This window comes from Bradyrhizobium sp. cf659, from assembly GCF_900113725.1.
Classification (GTDB): domain Bacteria; phylum Pseudomonadota; class Alphaproteobacteria; order Rhizobiales; family Xanthobacteraceae; genus Bradyrhizobium.
Window position 1 is genome coordinate 1 of the sequence record NZ_FOQJ01000018.1, and the last position, 20,215, is coordinate 20,215.

The 20,215-nt window shown below is 64.9% G+C and carries 18 protein-coding genes and 1 tRNA gene; 15 read left to right on the plus strand and 4 right to left on the minus strand.

Annotated features, from left to right (window positions below):
* A partial coding sequence (locus BM118_RS38200; protein ID WP_143099594.1) for a DUF4372 domain-containing protein occupies positions 1–231 on the minus strand: 231 nt, incomplete at its 3' end.
* A gap of 151 nt (positions 232–382) precedes the next feature.
* The gene (locus tag BM118_RS38205; protein WP_092192938.1) at positions 383–1,609 is read right to left on the minus strand and encodes a c-type cytochrome; all 1,227 of its coding nucleotides are present in this window, start codon (positions 1,607–1,609) and stop codon (positions 383–385) included.
* Positions 1,610–1,901: 292 nt separating this feature from the next.
* Between BM118_RS38205 and BM118_RS38210 the strand changes: the two genes are divergently transcribed.
* From BM118_RS38210 to BM118_RS38265, 11 genes are all read left to right on the plus strand, one after another.
* Positions 1,902–5,393, plus strand: a complete 3,492-nt coding sequence (locus BM118_RS38210) for an indolepyruvate ferredoxin oxidoreductase family protein (RefSeq protein ID WP_092192940.1) — start codon at positions 1,902–1,904, stop codon at positions 5,391–5,393.
* Positions 5,394–5,575: 182 nt separating this feature from the next.
* A complete protein-coding gene (locus BM118_RS38215; protein ID WP_092192942.1) occupies positions 5,576–6,082 on the plus strand; it encodes a DUF4262 domain-containing protein in 507 nt (168 codons plus the stop codon).
* A gap of 35 nt (positions 6,083–6,117) precedes the next feature.
* On the plus strand, positions 6,118–6,588 hold the full coding sequence (locus BM118_RS38220) for an immunity 26/phosphotriesterase HocA family protein (RefSeq protein ID WP_177235052.1): 471 nt from the start codon (positions 6,118–6,120) through the stop codon (positions 6,586–6,588).
* 1,003 nt (positions 6,589–7,591) lie between these two features.
* On the plus strand, positions 7,592–8,749 hold the full coding sequence (locus BM118_RS38230; RefSeq protein WP_092192948.1) for a thiolase domain-containing protein: 1,158 nt from the start codon (positions 7,592–7,594) through the stop codon (positions 8,747–8,749).
* Positions 8,749–9,138, plus strand: coding sequence for a Zn-ribbon domain-containing OB-fold protein (locus BM118_RS38235; RefSeq protein ID WP_092192950.1), 390 nt, complete (start codon positions 8,749–8,751; stop codon positions 9,136–9,138). The genes BM118_RS38230 and BM118_RS38235 overlap by 1 nt, the downstream gene beginning before the upstream one ends.
* A 222-nt stretch (positions 9,139–9,360) precedes the next feature.
* Positions 9,361–10,221, plus strand: coding sequence for a MaoC family dehydratase (locus tag BM118_RS38240; protein WP_092192952.1), 861 nt, complete (start codon positions 9,361–9,363; stop codon positions 10,219–10,221).
* A gap of 194 nt (positions 10,222–10,415) precedes the next feature.
* Positions 10,416–11,294, plus strand: coding sequence for an SDR family oxidoreductase (locus BM118_RS38245; RefSeq protein WP_092192954.1), 879 nt, complete (start codon positions 10,416–10,418; stop codon positions 11,292–11,294).
* Positions 11,295–11,398: 104 nt separating this feature from the next.
* Positions 11,399–12,352: a dihydrodipicolinate synthase family protein gene (locus tag BM118_RS38250; RefSeq protein ID WP_092192956.1), complete on the plus strand. Its 954-nt coding sequence runs from the start codon at positions 11,399–11,401 to the stop codon at positions 12,350–12,352.
* A 4-nt stretch (positions 12,353–12,356) separates the two neighbouring features.
* The gene (locus tag BM118_RS38255) at positions 12,357–13,154 is read left to right on the plus strand and encodes an NUDIX hydrolase (RefSeq protein WP_092192958.1); all 798 of its coding nucleotides are present in this window, start codon (positions 12,357–12,359) and stop codon (positions 13,152–13,154) included.
* A 78-nt stretch (positions 13,155–13,232) separates the two neighbouring features.
* A complete protein-coding gene (locus BM118_RS38260) occupies positions 13,233–14,147 on the plus strand; it encodes a DMT family transporter (protein WP_092192960.1) in 915 nt (304 codons plus the stop codon).
* Positions 14,148–14,275: 128 nt separating this feature from the next.
* The gene (locus BM118_RS38265; RefSeq protein ID WP_092192962.1) at positions 14,276–16,963 is read left to right on the plus strand and encodes a PAS domain S-box protein; all 2,688 of its coding nucleotides are present in this window, start codon (positions 14,276–14,278) and stop codon (positions 16,961–16,963) included.
* Here BM118_RS38265 and BM118_RS38270 read toward each other — a convergent pair whose 3' ends face one another.
* Positions 16,964–17,317 carry a GrlR family regulatory protein gene (locus tag BM118_RS38270; RefSeq protein WP_027549252.1) on the minus strand — a complete coding sequence of 118 codons (354 nt, stop codon included), beginning with the start codon at positions 17,315–17,317 and terminating at the stop codon, positions 16,964–16,966. It lies immediately after the preceding gene.
* 258 nt (positions 17,318–17,575) lie between these two features.
* Between BM118_RS38270 and BM118_RS38275 the strand changes: the two genes are divergently transcribed.
* Entirely contained in the window at positions 17,576–18,073 is a 498-nt protein-coding gene (locus BM118_RS38275) for a hypothetical protein (RefSeq protein ID WP_092192964.1), read from the plus strand.
* Between the two features lie 57 nt (positions 18,074–18,130).
* Here the strand turns inward: BM118_RS38275 and BM118_RS38280 are convergent, their stop codons facing one another.
* Entirely contained in the window at positions 18,131–18,517 is a 387-nt protein-coding gene (locus tag BM118_RS38280; protein WP_092192966.1) for a VOC family protein, read from the minus strand.
* A 182-nt stretch (positions 18,518–18,699) separates the two neighbouring features.
* Here BM118_RS38280 and BM118_RS38285 point away from each other — a divergent pair, with 182 nt between their 5' ends.
* The 3 genes from BM118_RS38285 (at position 18,700) to BM118_RS38295 (ending at position 20,181) form a co-directional block, all read left to right on the plus strand.
* On the plus strand, positions 18,700–19,266 hold the full coding sequence (locus BM118_RS38285) for a hypothetical protein (RefSeq protein ID WP_177235053.1): 567 nt from the start codon (positions 18,700–18,702) through the stop codon (positions 19,264–19,266).
* A 170-nt stretch (positions 19,267–19,436) separates the two neighbouring features.
* On the plus strand, positions 19,437–19,952 hold the full coding sequence (locus BM118_RS38290) for a hypothetical protein (protein WP_092192970.1): 516 nt from the start codon (positions 19,437–19,439) through the stop codon (positions 19,950–19,952).
* 152 nt (positions 19,953–20,104) lie between these two features.
* Positions 20,105–20,181: transfer RNA gene (locus BM118_RS38295), tRNA-Arg, on the plus strand.
* Positions 20,182–20,215: the final 34 nt, after the last annotated feature.

Genomic DNA, 20,215 nt, shown 5'->3' on the forward strand with positions numbered 1-20,215 from the left:
CTTGCCCGTTCCCAGATGATAGTGGTGCTGAGGGTTGGCGTTGAAGCCCGTCACCACGGCACGCAAACTGGCGTGACCGCTCAGTTGCGCATAGATCAGCGCGACCAAATGATCCCAGCTCTTGAACGACTTGTCGTAGGCATCCCCGTCCACACGATCCACAGCAGCCTGAAATTGCCGCCGATTGATCGGTTCAAGGAGCCTTCCAAAAATGCTATCGCTAAACCGCATGCCCGGTCACCTTCTGAGTCTCGACAACCAGAAAGTACCTGCTTCACGCCGGTTAAACCGGGCATGCTCCGCGACACAGTGAATCATTCCCCGGACAGCCCTGCGTAAGAACGGGGCGAGGGAGCGCACCGTCTTCGCGGCGGCGCGGGAATTACGGCTCCTGCTTCCGCGCCTTCGCCACCTGCGCCGGCGTCACCAGCGGGCCCGAATTGCCCCAGGAGTTGCGGATGTAGTTGGTCACCGCCGCGATCTCCTCGTCGGACAATTGCTTGGCATAGGCCGGCATCTCGCCGGTGTTGGGCGCGCGGGGCGTCGTCACGGTGTGGGCTCCGTCGAGGGTGATGCGCAAGGTCGAGGACGGATTGACCGATTGCAGCAGCGCATTGGCGGGCAACGGCGGATAGATGCGCGGGCTACCTGTGCCGTCGGCTTCGTGGCAGGCGATGCAGAATTTTGCGTAGACCGCCTGGCCGGCTTTCATCGTGGCCTCGTCGGGCGGCGTCACGATCGTCTCGCGCCGCGCCGGCGGCAGGCTCTTGAGGTAGACCGCGATCGCGCGCACATCGGCGTCGCTCATCTTCGAGGTCGAGTTGACGACGACCTCCGCCATCAAGCCGTCGGCATGGCTTTTGGCATTGCGGCCGCCCTGCAGATATTCGGCGATGTCCTCGACGCTCCACGACTTCAGCCCGGTGCGGGGCGCGCCATCGAGCCTTGGGGCGTACCAGCCGCCGACCTCGTTGCCGGACAATGCCTGCGCCTGCTTGTCGGCGCCAAAATAGTTCTTCGGCGTATGGCAGGCGCCGCAATGGCCGAGCCCGGTGACCAGATAGCCGCCGCGATTCCAGGCCGCGCTCTGGCTCTGGTCCGGCTCGAACAGGCCGGGCTTGAAAAACATGGTGTTCCAGATCCGCATCAGGCCGCGATAACCGAACGGCCAGCGCAGCTCCGGCGGTTTGTTGCGGCTCACGACGGGCGCCAGCGTGCCGAGATAGGCGCGGATCGCCAGCGTGTCGTCCTTCGTCATCTTCGTGAAATAGGGATAGGGGAAGGCCGGATAGTAGTTCGAGCCGTCGGGCGCGACGCCATAGCGGAGGGCGCGGGTGAAATCGGCATCCGCCCAGCCGCCGATCCCGGTGTCCCGGTCGGGCGTCAGGTTCGGCGCATAGATCGCGCCGAAGGGCGTATCGATGCGCTTTCCGCCCGCGAACGGCTTTGCCGGATCGGCGGTGTGGCAGCCCGCGCAGTCACCGGCCTCGACCAGCGTCTTGCCGTAGGCGATCAGCTCCGGCGACGGCTCGGCGGCACGGACCGTGCTCGCAACCGCACTGCACAACGCCAAACCCACAACAGCCAGGCCAGCCAGAATCGTCCGCATCGAAAGCCTCTCCTGCGACCATTCGACGTCGCCCGCGTGAAAGGGGCGTCAATTCATTTCGCGACGGCGGGGGTATCGTGACACAAATTGAAAATGCCTGACGCCTTGCAGCCACGAAATTGCGATTTTTACCCGGCGCTCCCTTTGGTCCAGATTTGTGGTGCGGAGCGTTAAATATCCGACATAGAGTGGCGGAGATGGTCGGCGTGCCCTAGCTAAAAACAACGGGCAGGCAACGGCTTAAGCGACGTTAAGTGACAAAGACCTGAACAGGGCGTGGAAAGAGGACAGCATGGGCATCAACCAGGGTCCGATCAGTCTCGATCAAAAATACACCCAGGACACCGGACACGTCTTCACCACTGGCATCCAGGCCCTGGTTCGCCTGCCCATGGCCCAGATCCGGCGCGACCGCGCCAATGGCCTCAACACCGCGGGGTTCATCTCCGGCTATCGCGGCTCGCCGCTCGGCGGCTATGACCAGCAGCTCTTTGCGGCGCGAAAGCATCTCGAGCAGTACAACATCAAGTTCCAGCCCGGCGTGAACGAGGACCTGGCCGCGACCGCCGTCTGGGGCTCGCAGCAGCTCAACCTCTCGCCCGGCGCCAAATATGACGGCGTGGTCGGCATCTGGTACGGCAAGGGCCCCGGCGTCGATCGCTGCGGCGACGTGTTCCGCCATGGCAATGCCGCGGGCTCGGCCAAGAACGGCGGTGTGCTGTGCCTCGCCGGCGACGACCATGGTGCAAAATCCTCGACCGTCCCGCATCAGTCCGACCACGCCTTCATGTCGGCGCTGATGCCGTATCTCTACCCGTCCAGCATCCACGAGATGATCGAGATGGGCCTGCTCGGGATCGCGATGTCGCGCTACTCGGGCTGCTGGGTCGGCATGAAGGTGATCACGGAGACGGTGGAGACCACCGCCGAGATCGACCTCACCGACGAGATGAAGCCCTTCATCATCCCGCCTGATTTCGAGCTGCCGCCTGGCGGCCTCAATCTGCGCTGGCCCGACGACCGCTTCGAGCAGGACCGCCGTCTCCAGGACTACAAGGGCTTTGCCGCGATCGCCTTTGCGCGCGCCAACAAGGTCAACCGCGTCACCATGGATTCGCCGAACGCGCGCTTCGGCATCATGGCGTCCGGCAAGAGCTATGAGGACGTGCGGCAAGCGCTGCGCGAGCTCGGGATCACCGAGGAGGTCGCCGCCAAGATCGGTCTCCGCCTCTACAAGATCGGCATGCCCTGGCCGCTCGAGCCGGAAGGCGTGCGCCAGTTCGCGGTCGGGCTCGAAGAGATTTTCATCATCGAAGAGCGGCGCGAGATCGTCGAGAACCAGGTCAAGCAGGAGCTGTTCAACTGGCGCGACGACGTCCGCCCGCGCATCGTCGGCAAGATGGACGAGCACGACAAGCGCTTCCTGACCTTCGCCGCCGAGCTCAGCGTCGCCTCACTTGCGACCTCGCTCACCGAGCGACTTCTCCGACTTAATCTCAACCCCGAGATCGCGGAGATGCTCCGCGTCAAGGCCGACTGGTTCAACGGCCGTCAGGCCACCCAGATGCAGGCGGTCGCACCCGTCTCCCGCACCCCGTATTTCTGCTCCGGCTGTCCCCACAACACATCGACAAAAGTCCCCGAAGGCAGCCGCGCGCTTGCCGGCATCGGCTGTCATTTCATGGCGCTGTGGATGGACCGCTCGACCGAGACGTTCACGCATATGGGCGGCGAGGGCGTGCCGTGGGTCGGCATCGCGCCCTTCACCAACGAGAACCACATCTTCGCCAACCTCGGCGACGGCACCTATTTCCACTCCGGTCTGCTCGCCATCCGCCAGGCGGTCGCCTCCAAGACCAACATCACCTACAAGATCCTCTACAACGACGCGGTCGCCATGACCGGCGGCCAGCGCCATGACGGCGATCTCTCGCCGCAGCAGATCACCTTCCAGCTCCACGCCGAGGGCATCCGCGAGATCTACCTGGTCTCGGAGGCGCCCGACACTTATCCCGCGGACACCATCGCGCCCGGCGTGAAGAAGTATCACCGCGACGAGCTCGACAACGTCATGAAGATGTGCCGCGAGTACAAGGGCACCTCGGCGATCGTGTTCGTGCAGACCTGCGCGGCCGAAAAACGCCGCCGCCGCAAGCGCGGCCTGATGGAGGATCCGGCGCGCCGCGTCATGATCAACCCGGCCGTCTGCGAAGGCTGCGGCGACTGCTCGGTGCAGTCGAACTGCATCTCGGTCGAGCCGCTGGAGACCGAGTTCGGCCGCAAGCGTGCCATCAACCAGTCGTCCTGCAACAAGGACTATTCCTGCGTGAAGGGCTTCTGCCCGTCCTTCGTCACCGTCGACGGGGGCGCGCCGCGCCATCGTGCGCCGGCCGAACTTGAAGAGATCGGCGCGCTGCCGGAGCCGGCCTCGCGCCCGACGCTCGACAAGCCCTACAACATCGCCGTCGGCGGTGTCGGCGGCACCGGCGTGTTGACCATCGGCGCGCTGCTCGGCATGGCCGCCCACATCGAGGGCAAGGCCTCGATGATCCTCGACATGTCGGGCCTCGCGCAGAAGGGCGGGGCGGTGCTGAGCCATGTCCGGCTGTCCGATCATCCGGCCGAGGTGACGTGTTCGCGCATCGTCACCGGCACGGCCGATCTCGTGCTTGCCGCCGACGAGGTGGTCGCGGTCGCCAAGGACACCATCTCGCTCTGCGACACCAGCCGCACCCGCGGCATCATCAACAGCCACGTCATTCCCACCGCCGACTTCGTCCTCAACCGCGACTTCAACTTCCAGACCCGCAAGCTGAACGGACTCTTGGAAACGGCGCTGCACAAGGACTCGGTCTTCTTCGACTTCACCAAGCCGGCCGAGCAGCTGCTGGGCGATTCCATCGCCACCAACATGATGATGATGGGCTATGCCTATCAGAAGGGCCTCTTCCCGCTGTCAGCGGAGTCGATCGAGCAGGCGATCGAGGTCAACGGCGTTTCGATCAAGATGAACAAGGAAGCCTTCCGCCTCGGCCGTCTCGCGGTCGCCGATCCCCAGCGTCTTGCAGGCATGCTGAAGGGAACGGATGAGGTTATCGCGCCCAAGACGCTGGATGCGATGACGCTCGATGAGATCGTCGAGCACCGCGCCAAGCACCTGACCGCCTATCAGAATAACCGTCTTGCCAAGCGTTATCGCAAGCTGGTCGACCAGGTTCGCGATGCCGCGAGGCAAGGTGGCTATGACGACGCGCTGCCGCGCGCGGTCGCGGTGAACTATGCCAAGCTGCTGGCCTACAAGGACGAATACGAAGTCGCGCGCCTCTTCACCGACGGCACTTTCGAGCAGCAGCTCCGCGACCAGTTCGAGGGCGATTTCAAGTTCAGCTTCAATCTCGCGCCGCCGATCCTGGCCAGTGGCGTCGATGCCTTGGGCCGCCCGAAGAAGCGCGCCTTCGGGCCGTGGATGCTGAACGTCTTCCGCGTGCTGGCGAAATTCAAGTTCCTGCGCGGCACGCCATTCGACATCTTCGGCCGCAGCGCCGACCGCAAGCTCGAGCGCGATCTGATCGTGGGTTACGAAAAGGACGTCGCCACCGTGCTCGGCCTGCTGTCGCCGGTCACGATCGACACCGCGGTGGAGTTGCTGTCGCTGCCCGACCGCATCCGCGGCTACGGCCCGGTGAAGGAGAAGGCCGTCGCCGACGCCAAGGCCCGCTACGCCCAGCTCGCCGCGGACTTGGCGAGCCCGCCGCCCGCGCCAAGGCAGATCGCGGCGGAGTAGGGCCCGTAGCCCGGATGGAGCGAAGCGCAATCCGGGACAGTTGCAACCGCAGGCGAGGACCCCGGATTACGCTTCGCTCCATCCGGGCTACGCCCACTACAAGGCAGTAGACTGGCGGTTTACCCGTTCCGGGCGGTTTGGTAATCGTATCCGCGCTTCTCCCAGTACAGGGTGCGCGAGCGATGTTCACAGCCCTTGATGCGCCTACCGAACGGCTCGATAAACACGAGCAGAATTTCGTCGAGAAAATTCGCAACCACGGCTGGTTCGGCACACATGTCATGCCCGACAGCGAGGGGCCGGGCTTCATCTACACGACCGGCTTTTGGCTGAAGTTTGGCTTTCCGGAGGTGATCCTGTTCTCGATGCGGCAACAGACCGCTCAGGATACGTTCTGGACGATCTATCGCGAGCTTGAGGCAGGGCGGCGCCCGCCGATCGGCGAGCCGACCGATGCGGTCTTTCAGAACGTCGCCGCGGTCTTTCTGCCGGTGTCGTTGCGGCAATACCCAAACTACCTTGGCTGGAGCAGGTGGTTCTATGGCAATGACGAGTTCGAGTGTCTCCACCTCGTGTACCCCGATCGCGACGGTCATTTTCCCTGGGCCGCGGAAGCATCTGCCGAAGCCCGCGCTGCACAGCCCGACCTGACGGACGGCAACTGGCAGGGACTACGCAAGGTCTCGTAGGGTAGGCAAAGGCGCAAAGCGCCATGGATAGTAAAATGACGCTACCCTACGAAGAAGGCTCAGTATTTGTGCTGCCACTTCGAAACGAAGGATTTGCTCGTGGTGTGGTGGCGCGATCGGCCCGGCGGGGGAGAGTCCTGGTCGAATATTTCTTTGGTCCGCCTCTCGAAGAGGCGGCATCGGCGACACTTGATGAGCTTCATCCTGATCGTGCTGTCGCCAGATTGCGCTTCGGAGATCTCGGTTTGATCGAGGGGCGCTGGACGGTCATTGGCAAGGTGCCGCTCTGGCGTCGAGCGGATTGGCCCATCCCCGACTTTGTCAGGCGAGATCCCATATCGAAAAGAGCTTGGTTGATTCGCTACACCGACAGTGATCCGATAAGTAGCGTGTCGGAGCCCCTTTTGGGTTACGACGACCTACAAGGATCGGACGGCGATGGCTTATTTGGTGCCGGAGCGGCCGAGTTCAGAATTTCGAAGCTGCTGGCTCGTTCTGGAGGCTGAGACGTTCCGGTTGACTCCCGGACCGACGACACCGTCCCCTGTGTTGCCCGTCGGGCAAAACACCCACGCCATGGGTCAATCCGGGCGCGCAAAAATATTCAGCTTTACCGAAATTCGGAATTGTCGTATTTGGCTGCCACCTCATCCCTCTCAAAGGGGCGTATCGCGATCGTCACGAAACGCGGGGTGAGCGGCGGTGGACGCGGGCTGCGTCACGCGAGCGATTGTCTCGCGGCACGACGGGCGCGGTCTCGCGTACGGCAAAATCGTGTGGTCCTGACGCCCGGGGTCTGTGCGTCAAGTCTTGCGATCGCTCGCAAGGCGACGGGGGCAATAGTGCATCGCTCCCCGGGGAGAGCACGACATAAGCCGTAAAGCCACTGCGCAGGGAAGGCCGGTTGTTTGGCTGCACCTGTATGCCGCTGTGCATCTGTTCTTCGCGCAATTCGCGCACAGCGGACCGTGGGTGCCCGGCCGGCACCCGGTCTTCCCTGCGCCCTCTGTTCCGACAGAGGAGCAAGACGGAAGCATGGCTCGGGCAGGACATGCCGCGAGGACGCGGGGGTGTGTCTACGAGCCAGTTTTGAGTTGAAACAGCGCCGTCCGTGCCCACGAACTCCGTCATTGCGAGCGCAGCGAAGCAATCCAGAATCTCTCCGCGGTTGGCAGTCTGGATTGCTTCGCTGCGCTCGCAATGACGATGCGGAGGCGGAGGAGCGCTCCATCGCCGTCACCCTGAGGTGCGAGCAGGGCGGTGCGCAGCACCGCGCAGCGAGCCTCGAAGGGCGACGGCCCGGCTGCATCTCGGCCGTTCATCCTTCGAGGCTCACCATGTGGCGCGTCGCGCCCCACGGTTCGCACCTCAGGATGACGGGTTAAGCGAACCAAGTTGCGCCAAGCCGCTGCCCTCTCGCCCGACGGAATATTTCCGCGCTTGCCAATCAGGTCACCGCGGTTCAGAAAAACGGAGCAAGAAGAAACGCGAGCGCGGAGACCTGACGTTTTGACCATCAAGGGCAAGGCCTACATTGCCGGGATCTACGAACACCCGACCCGGCATGCGCCGGACAAATCCACCGCCCAGCTCCATGCCGAGGTCGCCAAGGGCGCGATCGAGGATGCCGGGATCAGCAAGGACGATGTCGACGGCTATTTCTGCGCGGGCGACGCGCCCGGCGGCGCCTGGCCGATGGTCGATTATCTCGGCCTGAACACGAAAAAACTCCGCCACGTCGATTCCACCGAGACCGGCGGCTGTTCCTACATCATCCATCTTGGCCATGCGGCCGAAGCAATTGCCGCGGGAAAATGCTCGATCGCGCTGATCACGCTGGCCGGCAAGCCGCGCACCGGCGTGATGCCGCCGCGTGCGGCGGGCGCCGAAGCTGATTTCGAGTCCGCTTACGGCGCGACCACGCACAATGCCTATGGCATGTGTGCCATGCGTCATATGCACGATTATGGCACCACCTCCGAGCAGCTCGCCTGGATCAAGGTCGCGGCCTCGCACCACGCGCAGTACAATCCGCATGCGATGCTCAAGGACGTCGTCACCGTCGAGGACGTCCTGAACTCGCCGATGATCTCCGATCCCTTGCATCGCATGGATTGCTGCGTCGTCTCCGACGGCGGCGGCGCGCTGATCGTGACGACGCCGGAGATCGCCAAGAGCCTGAAGAAGCCGCTGGTCAAGCTGATCGGCCATGGCGAGGCGATGAAGGGCCCGCGCGGCGGCAAGGATCTCGATCTCACTTACTCCGCGGGCATCTGGTCCGGGCCGCGCGCGTTCGAGGAAGCCGGCATCACGCCGAAGGACATCAAATACGCCTCGATCTACGACAGCTTCACCATCACGGTCCTGATGCAGCTCGAGGACCTCGGCTTCTGCAACAAGGGCGAGGGCGGCAAGTTCGTCGCCGACGGCAATCTGATCTCGGGTGTCGGCAAGCTGCCGTTCAACACCGACGGCGGCGGGCTGTGCAGCAACCATCCCGTCAACCGCGGCGGCATGACCAAGATCATCGAGGCCGTCAGGCAGCTGCGCGGCGAGGCGCATCCGAAGGTGCAGGTCAAGAACTGCGATCTCGCCATCGCCCACGGCACCGGCGGCCTTCTCGGCGTCCGCCACGCCGCCTCGACGGCCATTCTGGAGCGCGTGTGATGAGCGAAGCAAAGAAGTATCCAGCTCCCGTGACGAACCCCGAAACCGCCGCGTTCTGGGACGCCGCGAAGCAGGGCAAGTTCATGATCAAGCGCTGCACGGCGTGCGGCGAAGCGCACTACTTCCCGCGCTCGATCTGCCCGTTCTGCTACTCCGACAAGACGGTGTGGGAGGAGGCTTCGGGCGAGGGCACGATCTACACCTGGAGCCTGATGCGGAAGTCGCCGACCGGTCCTTATGCCATCGGCTACGTCACGCTGAAGGAAGGTCCGTCGGTGCAGACCAACTTCGTCGATTGTGATCTCGAGAAGCTGAAGATCGGCCAGAAGGTGAAAGTGGTGTTCAAGCCGACCGACGGCGCGCCGCTGCCGTTCTTCACGCCGGTCTGACGCGAAACAAAGTTGTAACCCTCTCCCCTTGTGGGAGAGGGTGGCAGCCGAAGGCTGCCGGGTGAGGGGTCTCTCTCCACACGAAATGTGTCACTGCGGAGCCAACCCCTCACCCGAGTGAGTTTGTTGCAAGAGCGGTGCTGCCCTCTCCCACAAGGGGAGAGGGCACATTAGCGGGCATCGCCGCCTGCGGATGAGAAACTCGGGAGGAAGACAAACAACATGTCCGCCAGATACGAAGAACTCAAAGGCCTGAAAAACATCGGCCAGAAATACGCCTACAGCGATCGCGAGGTGATGCTCTACGCCTACGGCATCGGGCTCGGTGCCGATCCGATGGACGAGAAGGAGCTCGCCTTCGTCAACGAGGGCACGCTGACGCCGCGGCCGCTGAAGGTGGTGCCGACCTTCGCCTCCGTTGCTGCCTGGGGCTCGGGTCCTGGCGAGATGAACCTCAACCGCGTGATGGTGGTCGATGGCGAGCGCGACATCACCTTTCACCAGCCGCTGCCGGTGGCCGCGCACATCACCGCCGACTCCACGGTGCTCGAGGTCTACGACAAGGGCAAGGACAAGGGCGTGGTGATCAGCCACCAGACCGTGCTGAAGAACGAGCAGGGCGAGAAGCTGGTGACGCTCGTCGCCTCGCGCTTTGCCCGCGGCGATGGCGGCTTTGGCGGCCCGAACCTGACCCAGCCCGATCCGCACAAGATCCCCTCGCGCAGCCCCGACAAGACCATCGACATCACGACGCGTCCCGACCAGGCACTGGTCTATCGCCTGTGCGGCGACCGCAACCCGCTGCACAGCGATCCCGAGTTTGCCAAGAAAGCCGGCTTCCCGCGTCCGATCCTGCACGGCATGTGCACCTACGGCATCACCTGCCGCGGCGTGCTCCAGACCTACGCCGACTACGACGCCTCCGCCTTCCGCCAGCATGTCGCGCGGTTTTCTTCGCCGGTCTATCCGGGCGAGACCGTGACCATGGACCTCTGGAAGGACGGCAACGTGGTCTCGTTCGAAGCCAAGGTGAAGTCGCGCGGCGTAACCGTGATCAAGAACGGCAGGACGGTGCTGGGTTAGGGAGGCACCGGCGGTTCGCTCCCTCGCCCCGCTTGCGGGGAGAGGGTGGGGTGAGGGGGAGTCTCCCCGGGGACGGTCACAGTCGAGTTCGCGGAGACTCCCCCTCACCCGGAAACCAAGCTGCGCTTGATTTCCGGCCTCTCCCCGCAAGCGGGGAGAGGCGAAGCAAGAAACAGAAACAGGGAGAAGCCACCATGGGACTACTCGAGGGCAAGGTTGCGCTGATCACCGGTGCGGGCGGCGGGCTCGGTGAGGCCTATGCGAAGCTGTTCGCGCGGGAAGGGGCATCCGTCGTCGTCAACGACCTCGGCGGCCCCCGCGACGGCTCCGGTGCCGACAAGTCGATGGCACAGCTCGTGGTGGACGCGATCAAGGCGGAGGGCGGCAAGGCGGTCGCCAACGGCGCCGACATCTCCACCATGGAGGGCGGCCAGTCGGTGTTCGACGACGCCATCGAGCACTTCGGCCGCGCCGACATCCTCGTCAACAATGCCGGAATCTTGCGCGACCAGACCTTCGCCAAGGCCTCCGAGGCCGACTGGGACAAGGTCATTAGGGTCCATCTGAAGGGTACCTTTTGTTGCACCATGCCGGTGTTTCGCTGGATGCGGGAAAATGGCGGCGGCGTCATCGTCAACACCTCCTCGACATCAGGGCTGATCGGCAATTTCGGCCAGACCAATTACGGCGCGGCCAAGGGCGGCATCTGGGGCCTGTCCAACGTGCTGGCGATCGAGGGCCGCAAATACAACATCCGGATCTGGACGCTGGCCCCGGGCGCTTTGACCCGCATGACCGCAGACCTTCCCCGCTATAAGGAGAACCCCTCGGCGGCCTTGGGGCCGGACGGCATCGCGCCGGCCGTGCTATACATGGTCAGCGACTTGTCGGGCGACCAGACCGGCAAGGTGCTGGGCGTGTCCGGGCCCCGCGGCGTGCGCGAAATGCGGATGATGGAAATGGAAGGCTGGAAACCGCCGCACTCGGGCTGGAAGGCCCAGGACATCGCCGATCATGCCAAGGAGATCTTCTTCTCCGAGGAGCAGATCAAGATGGGGGCGCGGCGGTTTTAGCTGTTGTTGTCGTTCCGGGGCGGCTCGAAGAGCCGAACCCGGAACCTCGAGATTCCGGGTTCGCGCTGCGCGCGCCCCGGAATGACGGAGAAAGAGAGAGACTGATGAAACTGACCGCCGACGCCAAGGGCACCTTCGCAATCGCGCCGACGCCGTTCCACGACGATGGCCGGATCGACGAGCGTTCGATCGACCGCCTGACCGATTTCTACGAGGAGGTCGGCTGCGACGGCGTCACGGTGCTGGGCATCCTCGGCGAGGCGCCGAAGCTCGATGCCGCCGAGGCCGAGCAGGTGGCGGTGCGCTTCGTCAAGCGCGCCAAGAAGATGCAGGTGATCGTCGGCGTCTCCGCGCCGGGATTTGCCACCATGCGTTCGCTGGCGAAAGCCTCGATGGACGCGGGCGCGGCCGGTGTGATGATCGCGCCGCCGCCCTCGCTTCGCACCGACGACCAGATCGTGGGCTATTTCAAGCAGGCGGCCGAGGCCATCGGCCCCGACGTGCCCTGGGTGCTTCAGGACTATCCGCTGACCTTGCAGGTGGTGTTCACGCCGGCTGTGATCCGCAAGATCGTCATGGACAATCCGAATTGCGTGATGCTCAAGCACGAGGACTGGCCGGGACTGGAGAAGATCACGACACTGCGCGGCTTCCAGAAGGACGGCTCGCTCCGCCCGCTCTCGATCCTCTGCGGCAATGGCGGCACGTTCCTCGATTTCGAGATGGAGCGCGGCGCTGACGGTGCCATGACCGGCTATGCGTTCCCCGAGTTGTTGATCGACGTCGTGAACCTCTCCAAGGCCGGCAAGCGCGATGCCGCGCATGATCTGTTCGACGCGCATCTGCCGCTGATCCGTTACGAGCAGCAGCCGGGCGCCGGCCTTGCTGTGCGCAAATACGTGCTCCAGAAGCGCGGCATCATCGCCTCCAGCGCGCAGCGCAAGCCAGGCGCGACCATCACGGCGACGGCGAAGGCGGAGGTCGAGTACCTGCTGTCGCGCGTTGCCCGCGTCGACAAGCGGGCCAATCTTGGCCCGCAATCCAGCGCCGCAGGTTAGCTGAATGGCCGAGACATCAGCATCACGCCCGGCATCGACGATCCTTTTGCTGCGCGATGGCGCCGCGAAGGAAATCGAGGTCTTCATGATGGTCCGCCATCATCAGATCGAGTTCAACTCGGGCGCGCTGGTGTTTCCCGGCGGCAGCGTCGATGCCGGCGACAACGAGATCGTCGCCCGCGCCTTCCTCTATTCTGGTGGCGAAGTCTTAAGCGAAGCGGAGCGCGGTTTTCGTATCGCCGCGATCCGCGAGACCTTTGAAGAGAGCGGCATCCTGCTGGCGCGCGCGAAGGACTCGGGCACGCCGATCGATGCCAGGCGTGCCGGCGAGCTCGCCGACAAGCATCGCGTCGCGCTCAACGAGCACAAGATCAGCTTCCTCAGCATCCTCGCCGACAACGGCCTCCAGCTCGCGCTCGACACGCTCGTGCCCTATGCACACTGGATCACGCCCGAGGGCATGCCGAAGCGGTTCGACACCTGGTTCTTCCTGGCCGCGGCGCCCCCGGACCAGCTCGGCGCGCATGACGGCCGCGAGTCGACCGACTCGATCTGGGTCTCGCCGCGCGAGGCGGTGGAGGGCGGCGAGAGCGGCCGCTTCAAACTACCGTTCCCGACCACGCGCAATCTGATCCGGCTTGCCAAGCAGGGCAGCGTTGATGCCGCGCTGGAGCACGCCCGCGGCATGTCCATCGTCACGGTGATGCCTGTCATGACCAAGACCGAAACCGGCCGCCAGCTCCGCATTCCCCGCGAGGCCGGCTATGACGGCGAGGTGTTCGAGGTCGGCGCAGTCGGCTAATACACTTCGACACGCAGCGAAGTATTGCCTGCTGCGGACGCGCTAGGTTCCGTCCATCGCGAATGGACGGGGCGCAGAATGGACAACCGGCAGGACACCAATATCGCCGTCGAGCTGGCGCTGCTGGTCGTGCTCGCAACGCTGTGGGGCGGCTCCTACACCTTCATTAAGCTCGGCGTCGCCACCATCCCGCCGATCACGCTGATCGCGGCGCGCACCGCGATTGCGGGATTGCTGCTGCTGGTCGTCATGTGGGCGCGCGGCATCAAAATGCCGACGGATGCCGTGACCTGGCAGCGCTTCGCGTTCCAGGCCGTGCTCAACAGCGTCATCCCCTGGACGCTGATCGCCTGGGGCGAGCGCCATGTCGATGCCGCGCTCGCCACCATCCTCAACTCGGCCGGGCCGATCTTCACCTTCCTGCTCACGGCGGTCGTGACCCGCCACGAGGTGACGACACCGCGAAAGCTGTTCGGCGTCGTGGCAGGGATGGCCGGCATCCTGCTGATCGTCGGCGTCGATGCCTTTCACAGCATCGGCAACGGCCTCGTCGCGGAGGCTGTCATCGTTGCCGCCACCATCTGCTACGCCTGCGCTGCGATCTTCGGCCGCAGTTTTAAGGGCCTCGACCCGATGGCGCCCGCCGCCGGCTCGCTGCTGGCGGGTGCGGCGGCGTTGATCCCGGCCGCGCTGGTCGTCGAGCAGCCCTGGACGCTGTCGCCGTCGCCGAGTTCCGTGCTGGCGCTGCTCGCGCTCGCGGTGTTCTCGACCGCGGCCGCGTTCGCGATCTATTTCCGCCTGATCCAGACCCTGGGCTCGGTCGGGACCACCGCGCAGGCCTATCTGCGCGTGCCGATCGGGGTCGCCATCAGCGTCGCCTTCCTCGGCGAGACCTTGAGCCGGACCGCCTGGATCGGGCTCGCCTGCGTCGTCCTCGGCGTCGCCGCCATGACGATCCCGGCCCGGCGGCGGACGAGCGTCAAAACGTCATAAAGCCGGCGGGAAGGGCAGGCCGAGAACCACGATATTAAGGATATTCCGAGGCGGGAGGCATGTTCCCCCGGGCGTGCAATACGTCGTATATTGGGCTTCCAGTAGCAGCCCGGTCCCTCAACGCACCAATGTCCGCCGAATTGACGCCGCCCCCCGAGAAAAAGCGAATCTTCTCGCTGTCCATCGGCCAGCTTACGTTCGGAAGCTTCATCCTGGTGCTGGCGGTGATCATCGTCACCTCGACCGCGAGCGTGATCGCGATCCGGCACATCGACACGACCTTTGCCGAGTTGCAGCGGCTCCAGAGCGTCGGCGACCTCGCCGAGGACATCGACCGCCGCATGAACGAGCTGCGCCTTGCGGCGCGCGACTTCGTCACCGACCCCGGCGCCGGCATCCAGTTCAAGCAGGTGGGCGAGGCGGCCTCGACGCTCAGCGACATCCTGAAGAAGACCCGCATCGAGCTCGCGCCCGAGCAGCAGGACATGATCGACGGGGTCACCGAGCGCCTTGCGACCTATCGCAACGGCCTCGAGCGGATCTCCACCCTGATCGACCGCCGCGCCCAGCTGCTCGCCGGACTGCCGCCGCTGCGCGAGCAGTTCGACGCGGCTGTCTCCGGCACCGCGGACCGCGAGCTCGCCTCCCGCCTGTCCGAGGCGCAGAGCCGGATCGCGCTCGGGCTGCTCGCGCGCAATCCCTCCGCGGCCGAGCAGGCCGCGCAGAACATGCGGACGATGGACATCGCCGACGCCAAGCTCAGGACGGCCGTGAATGATTACGCCGAGGCGATCATGGCGGTCGCCGTCCGGGAGCGGCAGATCGCCGATATCGACCGCGAGGTGCTGGGCACCGAGGGCCGGCTGATCGGCCGCGTCACCGAATTGCTGCGCGAGGTCAGCGCAAGGCGCGGCCATGTGCTGGCGCGCGATTTTGCCCGCACGCTCACGGAGGCGCGGTGGCAGAGCATCGTGCTCGGCAGCATCGGCGTGCTGATCGGCATCCTCGCGGCCGGCTTCGTGGTGCGGCGGACGGTGCGTCCGCTGGCCCAGATCGCAAGGTCGATTCGCGCGCTTGCGGCCGGCCAGAAAGATACCTCGATCCCGTCCGCCGATGTCGACAACGAGATCGGCGACATCGCACGCGCTGCCGAAGTGTTCCGCCGCGCGCTGGAGGAGGCCGACACCGCGCGCGAGGCGGCGGTGCGCGCGCTCACCGAGCAGCGCCTCGCCGAAGAGAGCTACCGGAAGCTGTTCGAGGGCTCGGTCGACGGCATCTACGTGACGACACCGGCCGGCGACCTCCTCAACGCCAACCCGGCGCTGGCGCGGATGATGGGCTATGACAGCCCGCAGCACCTGATCGACAGCATCAACGACATCGCCCACACGATCTACGTCCATCCCGAGGCGCGCGTCGAGTATCAGCGGCTCATGCATCGCGACGGCATGGTGCGTGAGTTCGAGTACCAGGTGCGTCAGCGCAGCGGCGACATCCTCTGGCTCTCCGACAGCGCGACCGGCGTGCGGGATGAGCAGGGCAAGATCATCCGCTACGAGGGCACGCTGCGCGACATCACCGACCAGAAGCGGGCGGAAGACGCCATCGCCGAAGGCCGGCGCCTGCTCCAGCAGGTCATCGATACCGTGCCCGCTGTCATCAACGTCAAGGACCGCGACCTGCGCTATGTGCTGATGAACCGCTACATGGCCGGCATCTTCGGCATCGAGCCCGGCGACGCGCTCGGCCGCACAACGGCGGACCTGATGTCGCGCTACGGTGCGGCCAAGACCGACGAGAACGACAAGCGCGTACTCAAGCTCCGCAAGGGCCTCGGCTTCTACGAGGAGGAGTACAAGGATAGCTCCGGCAACATGCGGCAATGGCTGGTCAACAAGCTGCCGCTGCTCGATGCCGAGGGCGAGATCGAGCGGATCGTCACGGTCGCGCTCGACATCGGCGAGCGCAAGCGCGGCGAGCAGGAGATGCGCAAAGCCAAGGAATCGGCGGAGACTGCACTGCGCAATCTGCGCGAGACCCAGGCCTCGCTGATCGAGGCGGAGAAGCTCGCCGCGCTCGGACGGCTGGTCGCCGGCGTCGCGCACGAGGTCAACAATCCCGTCGGCATCAGCCTGACGGTCGCCTCCGCGCTGGAGCGCAAGACCGCGATGTTCACGTCCGAGGTCGAGCGCGGCGAGCTCCGCCGCTCCACGCTCAACGACTTCCTCAACACCAGCCGCGACGCATCCTCGCAGCTCGTCTCCAATCTCAACCGCGCCGCCGAGCTGATCCAGTCGTTCAAGCAGGTCGCGGCCGACCGCAACTATTCGGACCAGCGCAGCTTCGATCTCGGCGACCTTACCGAGCAGGTGGTGATGAGCCTGCGGCCGGGCCTGCGCAAACACAATTTGACGCTTAACGTCGATTGCCAGCCAAGCCTGACCATGAACAGCTATCCCGGCCCTTACGGGCAGGTGCTGACCAACCTGTTCCTCAATTCGGTGGCGCACGCCTTTCCCGACGGGCGTCCGGGCATCATCGACATCCAGGTGCGCGAGTCCGGCAAGGACAATGTCGAGATCATCTTCTCCGACAACGGCTGCGGCATGTCGCTCGACGTGCGCCGCCGCGCCTTCGATCCGTTCTTCACGACGCGGCGCGACCAAGGCGGCACGGGACTCGGGCTGCACATCGTCTACAGCATCGTCACCAACCGGCTCGGCGGCCGGCTCGATCTCGATTCCGAGCCGGGCGGGGGCACGCGCATCCAGATCATCCTGCCGCGCACGGCGCCGCTCGAGCAGGCTGCGGAATAGCTAATCCACGTCGGCGAGCTTGTGCAGCGTCGCGCCGAAAATCAGGCTGGCCTTGCCGACGAGCGCCGTTCCCGTCATCTCCGCGCGGGTGTCCGTGTAGGTCCCGCTGACACCGATGCCGACCGGCGCCGGTCCGCCGAACAGCGGATTGTCGTCGCCCCGCGGTGAGGTGTGCCGCTGCACCAGCACCTCGCCTTTGAAGGAGTGGTCATCCTTCACCACGTAGCTGCCGGTGTAATAGAGGTACGCATCGCCGCCAAGGATCTTGCCGTCGCGGAAAAGAATCACGCCGCTGCCCTTGCCGACTCGACCATCGAGCAGGTTCACGTGGATCGAATAGAGGCCGTTCTTCATAACGTCCCGCAGGCCGGCCGCCATCGCCCAATGGCGTAACCGGTAGAGCTTTTATGCCAAAGCGCATCCCCTCGCGCAACGCGGCAGTTTGCCGGCCGGCAAGCTGTTCCGTGGCGCGGACCGTAATTGTCCCGACTTGTCTATGACGCGGTGATGACGGTCTCATCATGAGGCGTGGCCAGTCGTTGCGAATCAAGTTGGCCCGCGAAATGCATAACCATTGTTGCACTGGCCGCGGGGTGCTGGAGCAAGACAAACGTGAGCAACTGGATCGATTCCAGCGGCGATCAGCCGCGTCAGTACAGTGCGCGTCCCACGAATTGCAAAAGCGAACGACGGCGGATCGGTCGAGCGGCACGCTGGCGAAGCGTGACGAGGTTGGCATGCGCCGTGGCCTTGATTGCGCTAGCAGCCCCCTTCGGGCACGCCCGCGACCGCGGCCAGTTCGTCAACACCAATGCGGATTTGAAGGCCTGGTTCGACAGCCTGCGAAGCGGCAAGGGGCCTTGCTGCTCCGATGCCGACGGCTCGGCGCTCTCGGACACCGACTGGGACAGCAAGGACGGGCACTATCGTGTCCGCGTCCCGCGCTATGGCTACGCGCTCGAGGGCCAGCAGCAGGAACTCGTCTGGGTCGACGTGCCGGAGGAGGCCGTGATCTCGGAGCCGAACAGGGTCGGCCGCACCATGGTATGGCCCATCTACGGCTATATGGGCGTCACCATCCGCTGCTTCATGCCCGGCAGCATGACATAGCCGCGCCGGGCGGCACGTCGCCTGGTCTCGCTGATGGCCGATGCGGCGTGCGCCGCGTCAGGTGTATTTCTTGTCGCGCTCGAGCAGCTCGATGGAAATGCCTTCGGGGCCGCGGATGAAACAGATGCGCACGCCGGGCCGGATCGTCGTCGGCTCGCGCGTGAACGTGACGCCCTTGGCCTTGATCTCGGCGGCGACGGCGTCGATGTCCTTCACCGTGAGTCCGAAATGGTCGAGGCCCTGGTGCGGATGCGGCGGCGGCGGGCTGACGGCGTTGTCGCCCTCGAGCGGCGCGATGAAGATCCTGGCGCCGCCGAGATTCACGTCGATCCGTCCCGGCGCGCGCACGATCTCGCCACCGAGGATGTCCCGCAGCCAGGCCGCCGTGGCCTCCGGATCGGGGCTGCGCAGATGGACGTGATCCCAAGTGACGGCGATTGGCATTTCATGTTCTCCCAACAGGGTCTTTCGATATTGCGGCGCATGTTAGCGGCCCCGGCCAGTGATCGCCACCGTCGTTGCCGACTCGCTTGAAGCGCGGGAACCTTAGTTCGTCTCCCGGATTAAGGTAAGCAGTGGCCGAGTCCGCCGTTGAACCTGTTGCGGCCACCATCGGTGATACAGCCATGAGCGCAGGGTTTGAGCGGGTCGGGTTGGGACGCTTCGCCGGCATGGGCGAGCGCCTGGCACGGATCGTGACGGTCGCGAGAGTCTCATTTGGCCGAAGCCTTCTGTGGCTGCTGGCCGCCATCATCGTCGGTGGCGGCGTCTGGATGCTGCTGCCGCTCTCCAAAGGCAACAGCGCTGAACCGGCGAAGCCGGAGCTGGCCTCCGTCGAGACGGCGCCTACGGGCGATGCGGCAGCTGCGGTCACGCCGGCGTCCGAAGCCCAGGCTCTGGCAGAACTCGACCGTCTCAGGATTTCCTCCCAGACCTGGCGCCGCGGCGGGCTTGGCTCGAAGGCGCTGGTGACGTTCACGCTGCGAAATGACAATGACTATGCCGTAAAGGATGTGGCGATCGTTTGCGCGTTCGCACGGCGCGATGGCAGTCATCTCACCGACCGCAGCCGGGTTCTGGCCGACACGGTCAGCATGAAGAGCCGCAAGACCTTTGCGCGCATCACTGTCGGCTACGTCAACGTTAATGCCGATCAGGCCAAATGCTCGCTGGTTGCAGCCCGTCGCGCGTAAAGGGCGGCATTTTCGGGTAGCGGAAAAGTTACCCTTTCCAGGCCTTGCCGGTCCTTGGCAAAAAACTTGGCGTCGCCATTTGAACCGAACGGCTGGGCCAGGAACCAATTAAAGTATCGCCTGTTAAGGCGGAGTGCCCACGCGGGGATGCGGGGGGCGGAGTGCGGCCAATGCCCATCTTTCGGTATTTTCTCTTTGTCGGTGGAGCCTTGCTCGCACTGCTGTTGGCAGTGAACTTCGCTCTGCCGGCCTCGCCCGTGACGCAAGCCGTCGCGACCGCCGGCAACGATCAGCCGCTGATCCGGATCCGGTCCGATCGGCACCTGCCTGAGCGTGTCGTGCTCGACACCAGCCAGCCGACGATTGCCCCGCCCGCGGTGAAGACCGCCGCTGTCGTTGCGCCTCAGCCGCCGGTGCAGGATGCCGCCTCGGCGGCGCTCGCCGAGATGTCGGCCAAGGCGCGGGTGCGCGAGACGTTCGCCCAGTTCACGCCGGGCCAGAAGGCTGATGCCGCCACAGCGAAGAAGACCGACGCCAAGCCGCAGGCTCAGGCCCAGGCTTCTCCGGCCCAGGCTCAGCCCAAGCGCAAGGTTGTGCGGGCGCATCCGGCGCCGCAGCAGCCCGGCCGGCCGATGATGCTGGTGGCCCAGCAGCCGCATTTCGGTCTTTTCAACACGACCTGGTGAGAGCCGGCTCTGATCCGCCTCGCTGGAGGCGGGAAGGGCTTTTTATTGGCCAGCCTCTCTGCTAATTCGAACGCGTCCGAACGCCGCCCGGTATGCTGGTTCGCCAGCAACGGTCCGGCACGTTTCGGTCTCGGTCCAATACCCGGGCCAGGGCGCTCGTAGCTCAGCTGGATAGAGCATCGGATTTCGATTCCGAGGGTCGGAGGTTCGAATCCTTCCGAGCGCGCCAAGCTGTTGGCGGAAACCCATGATAACCCCAAGCA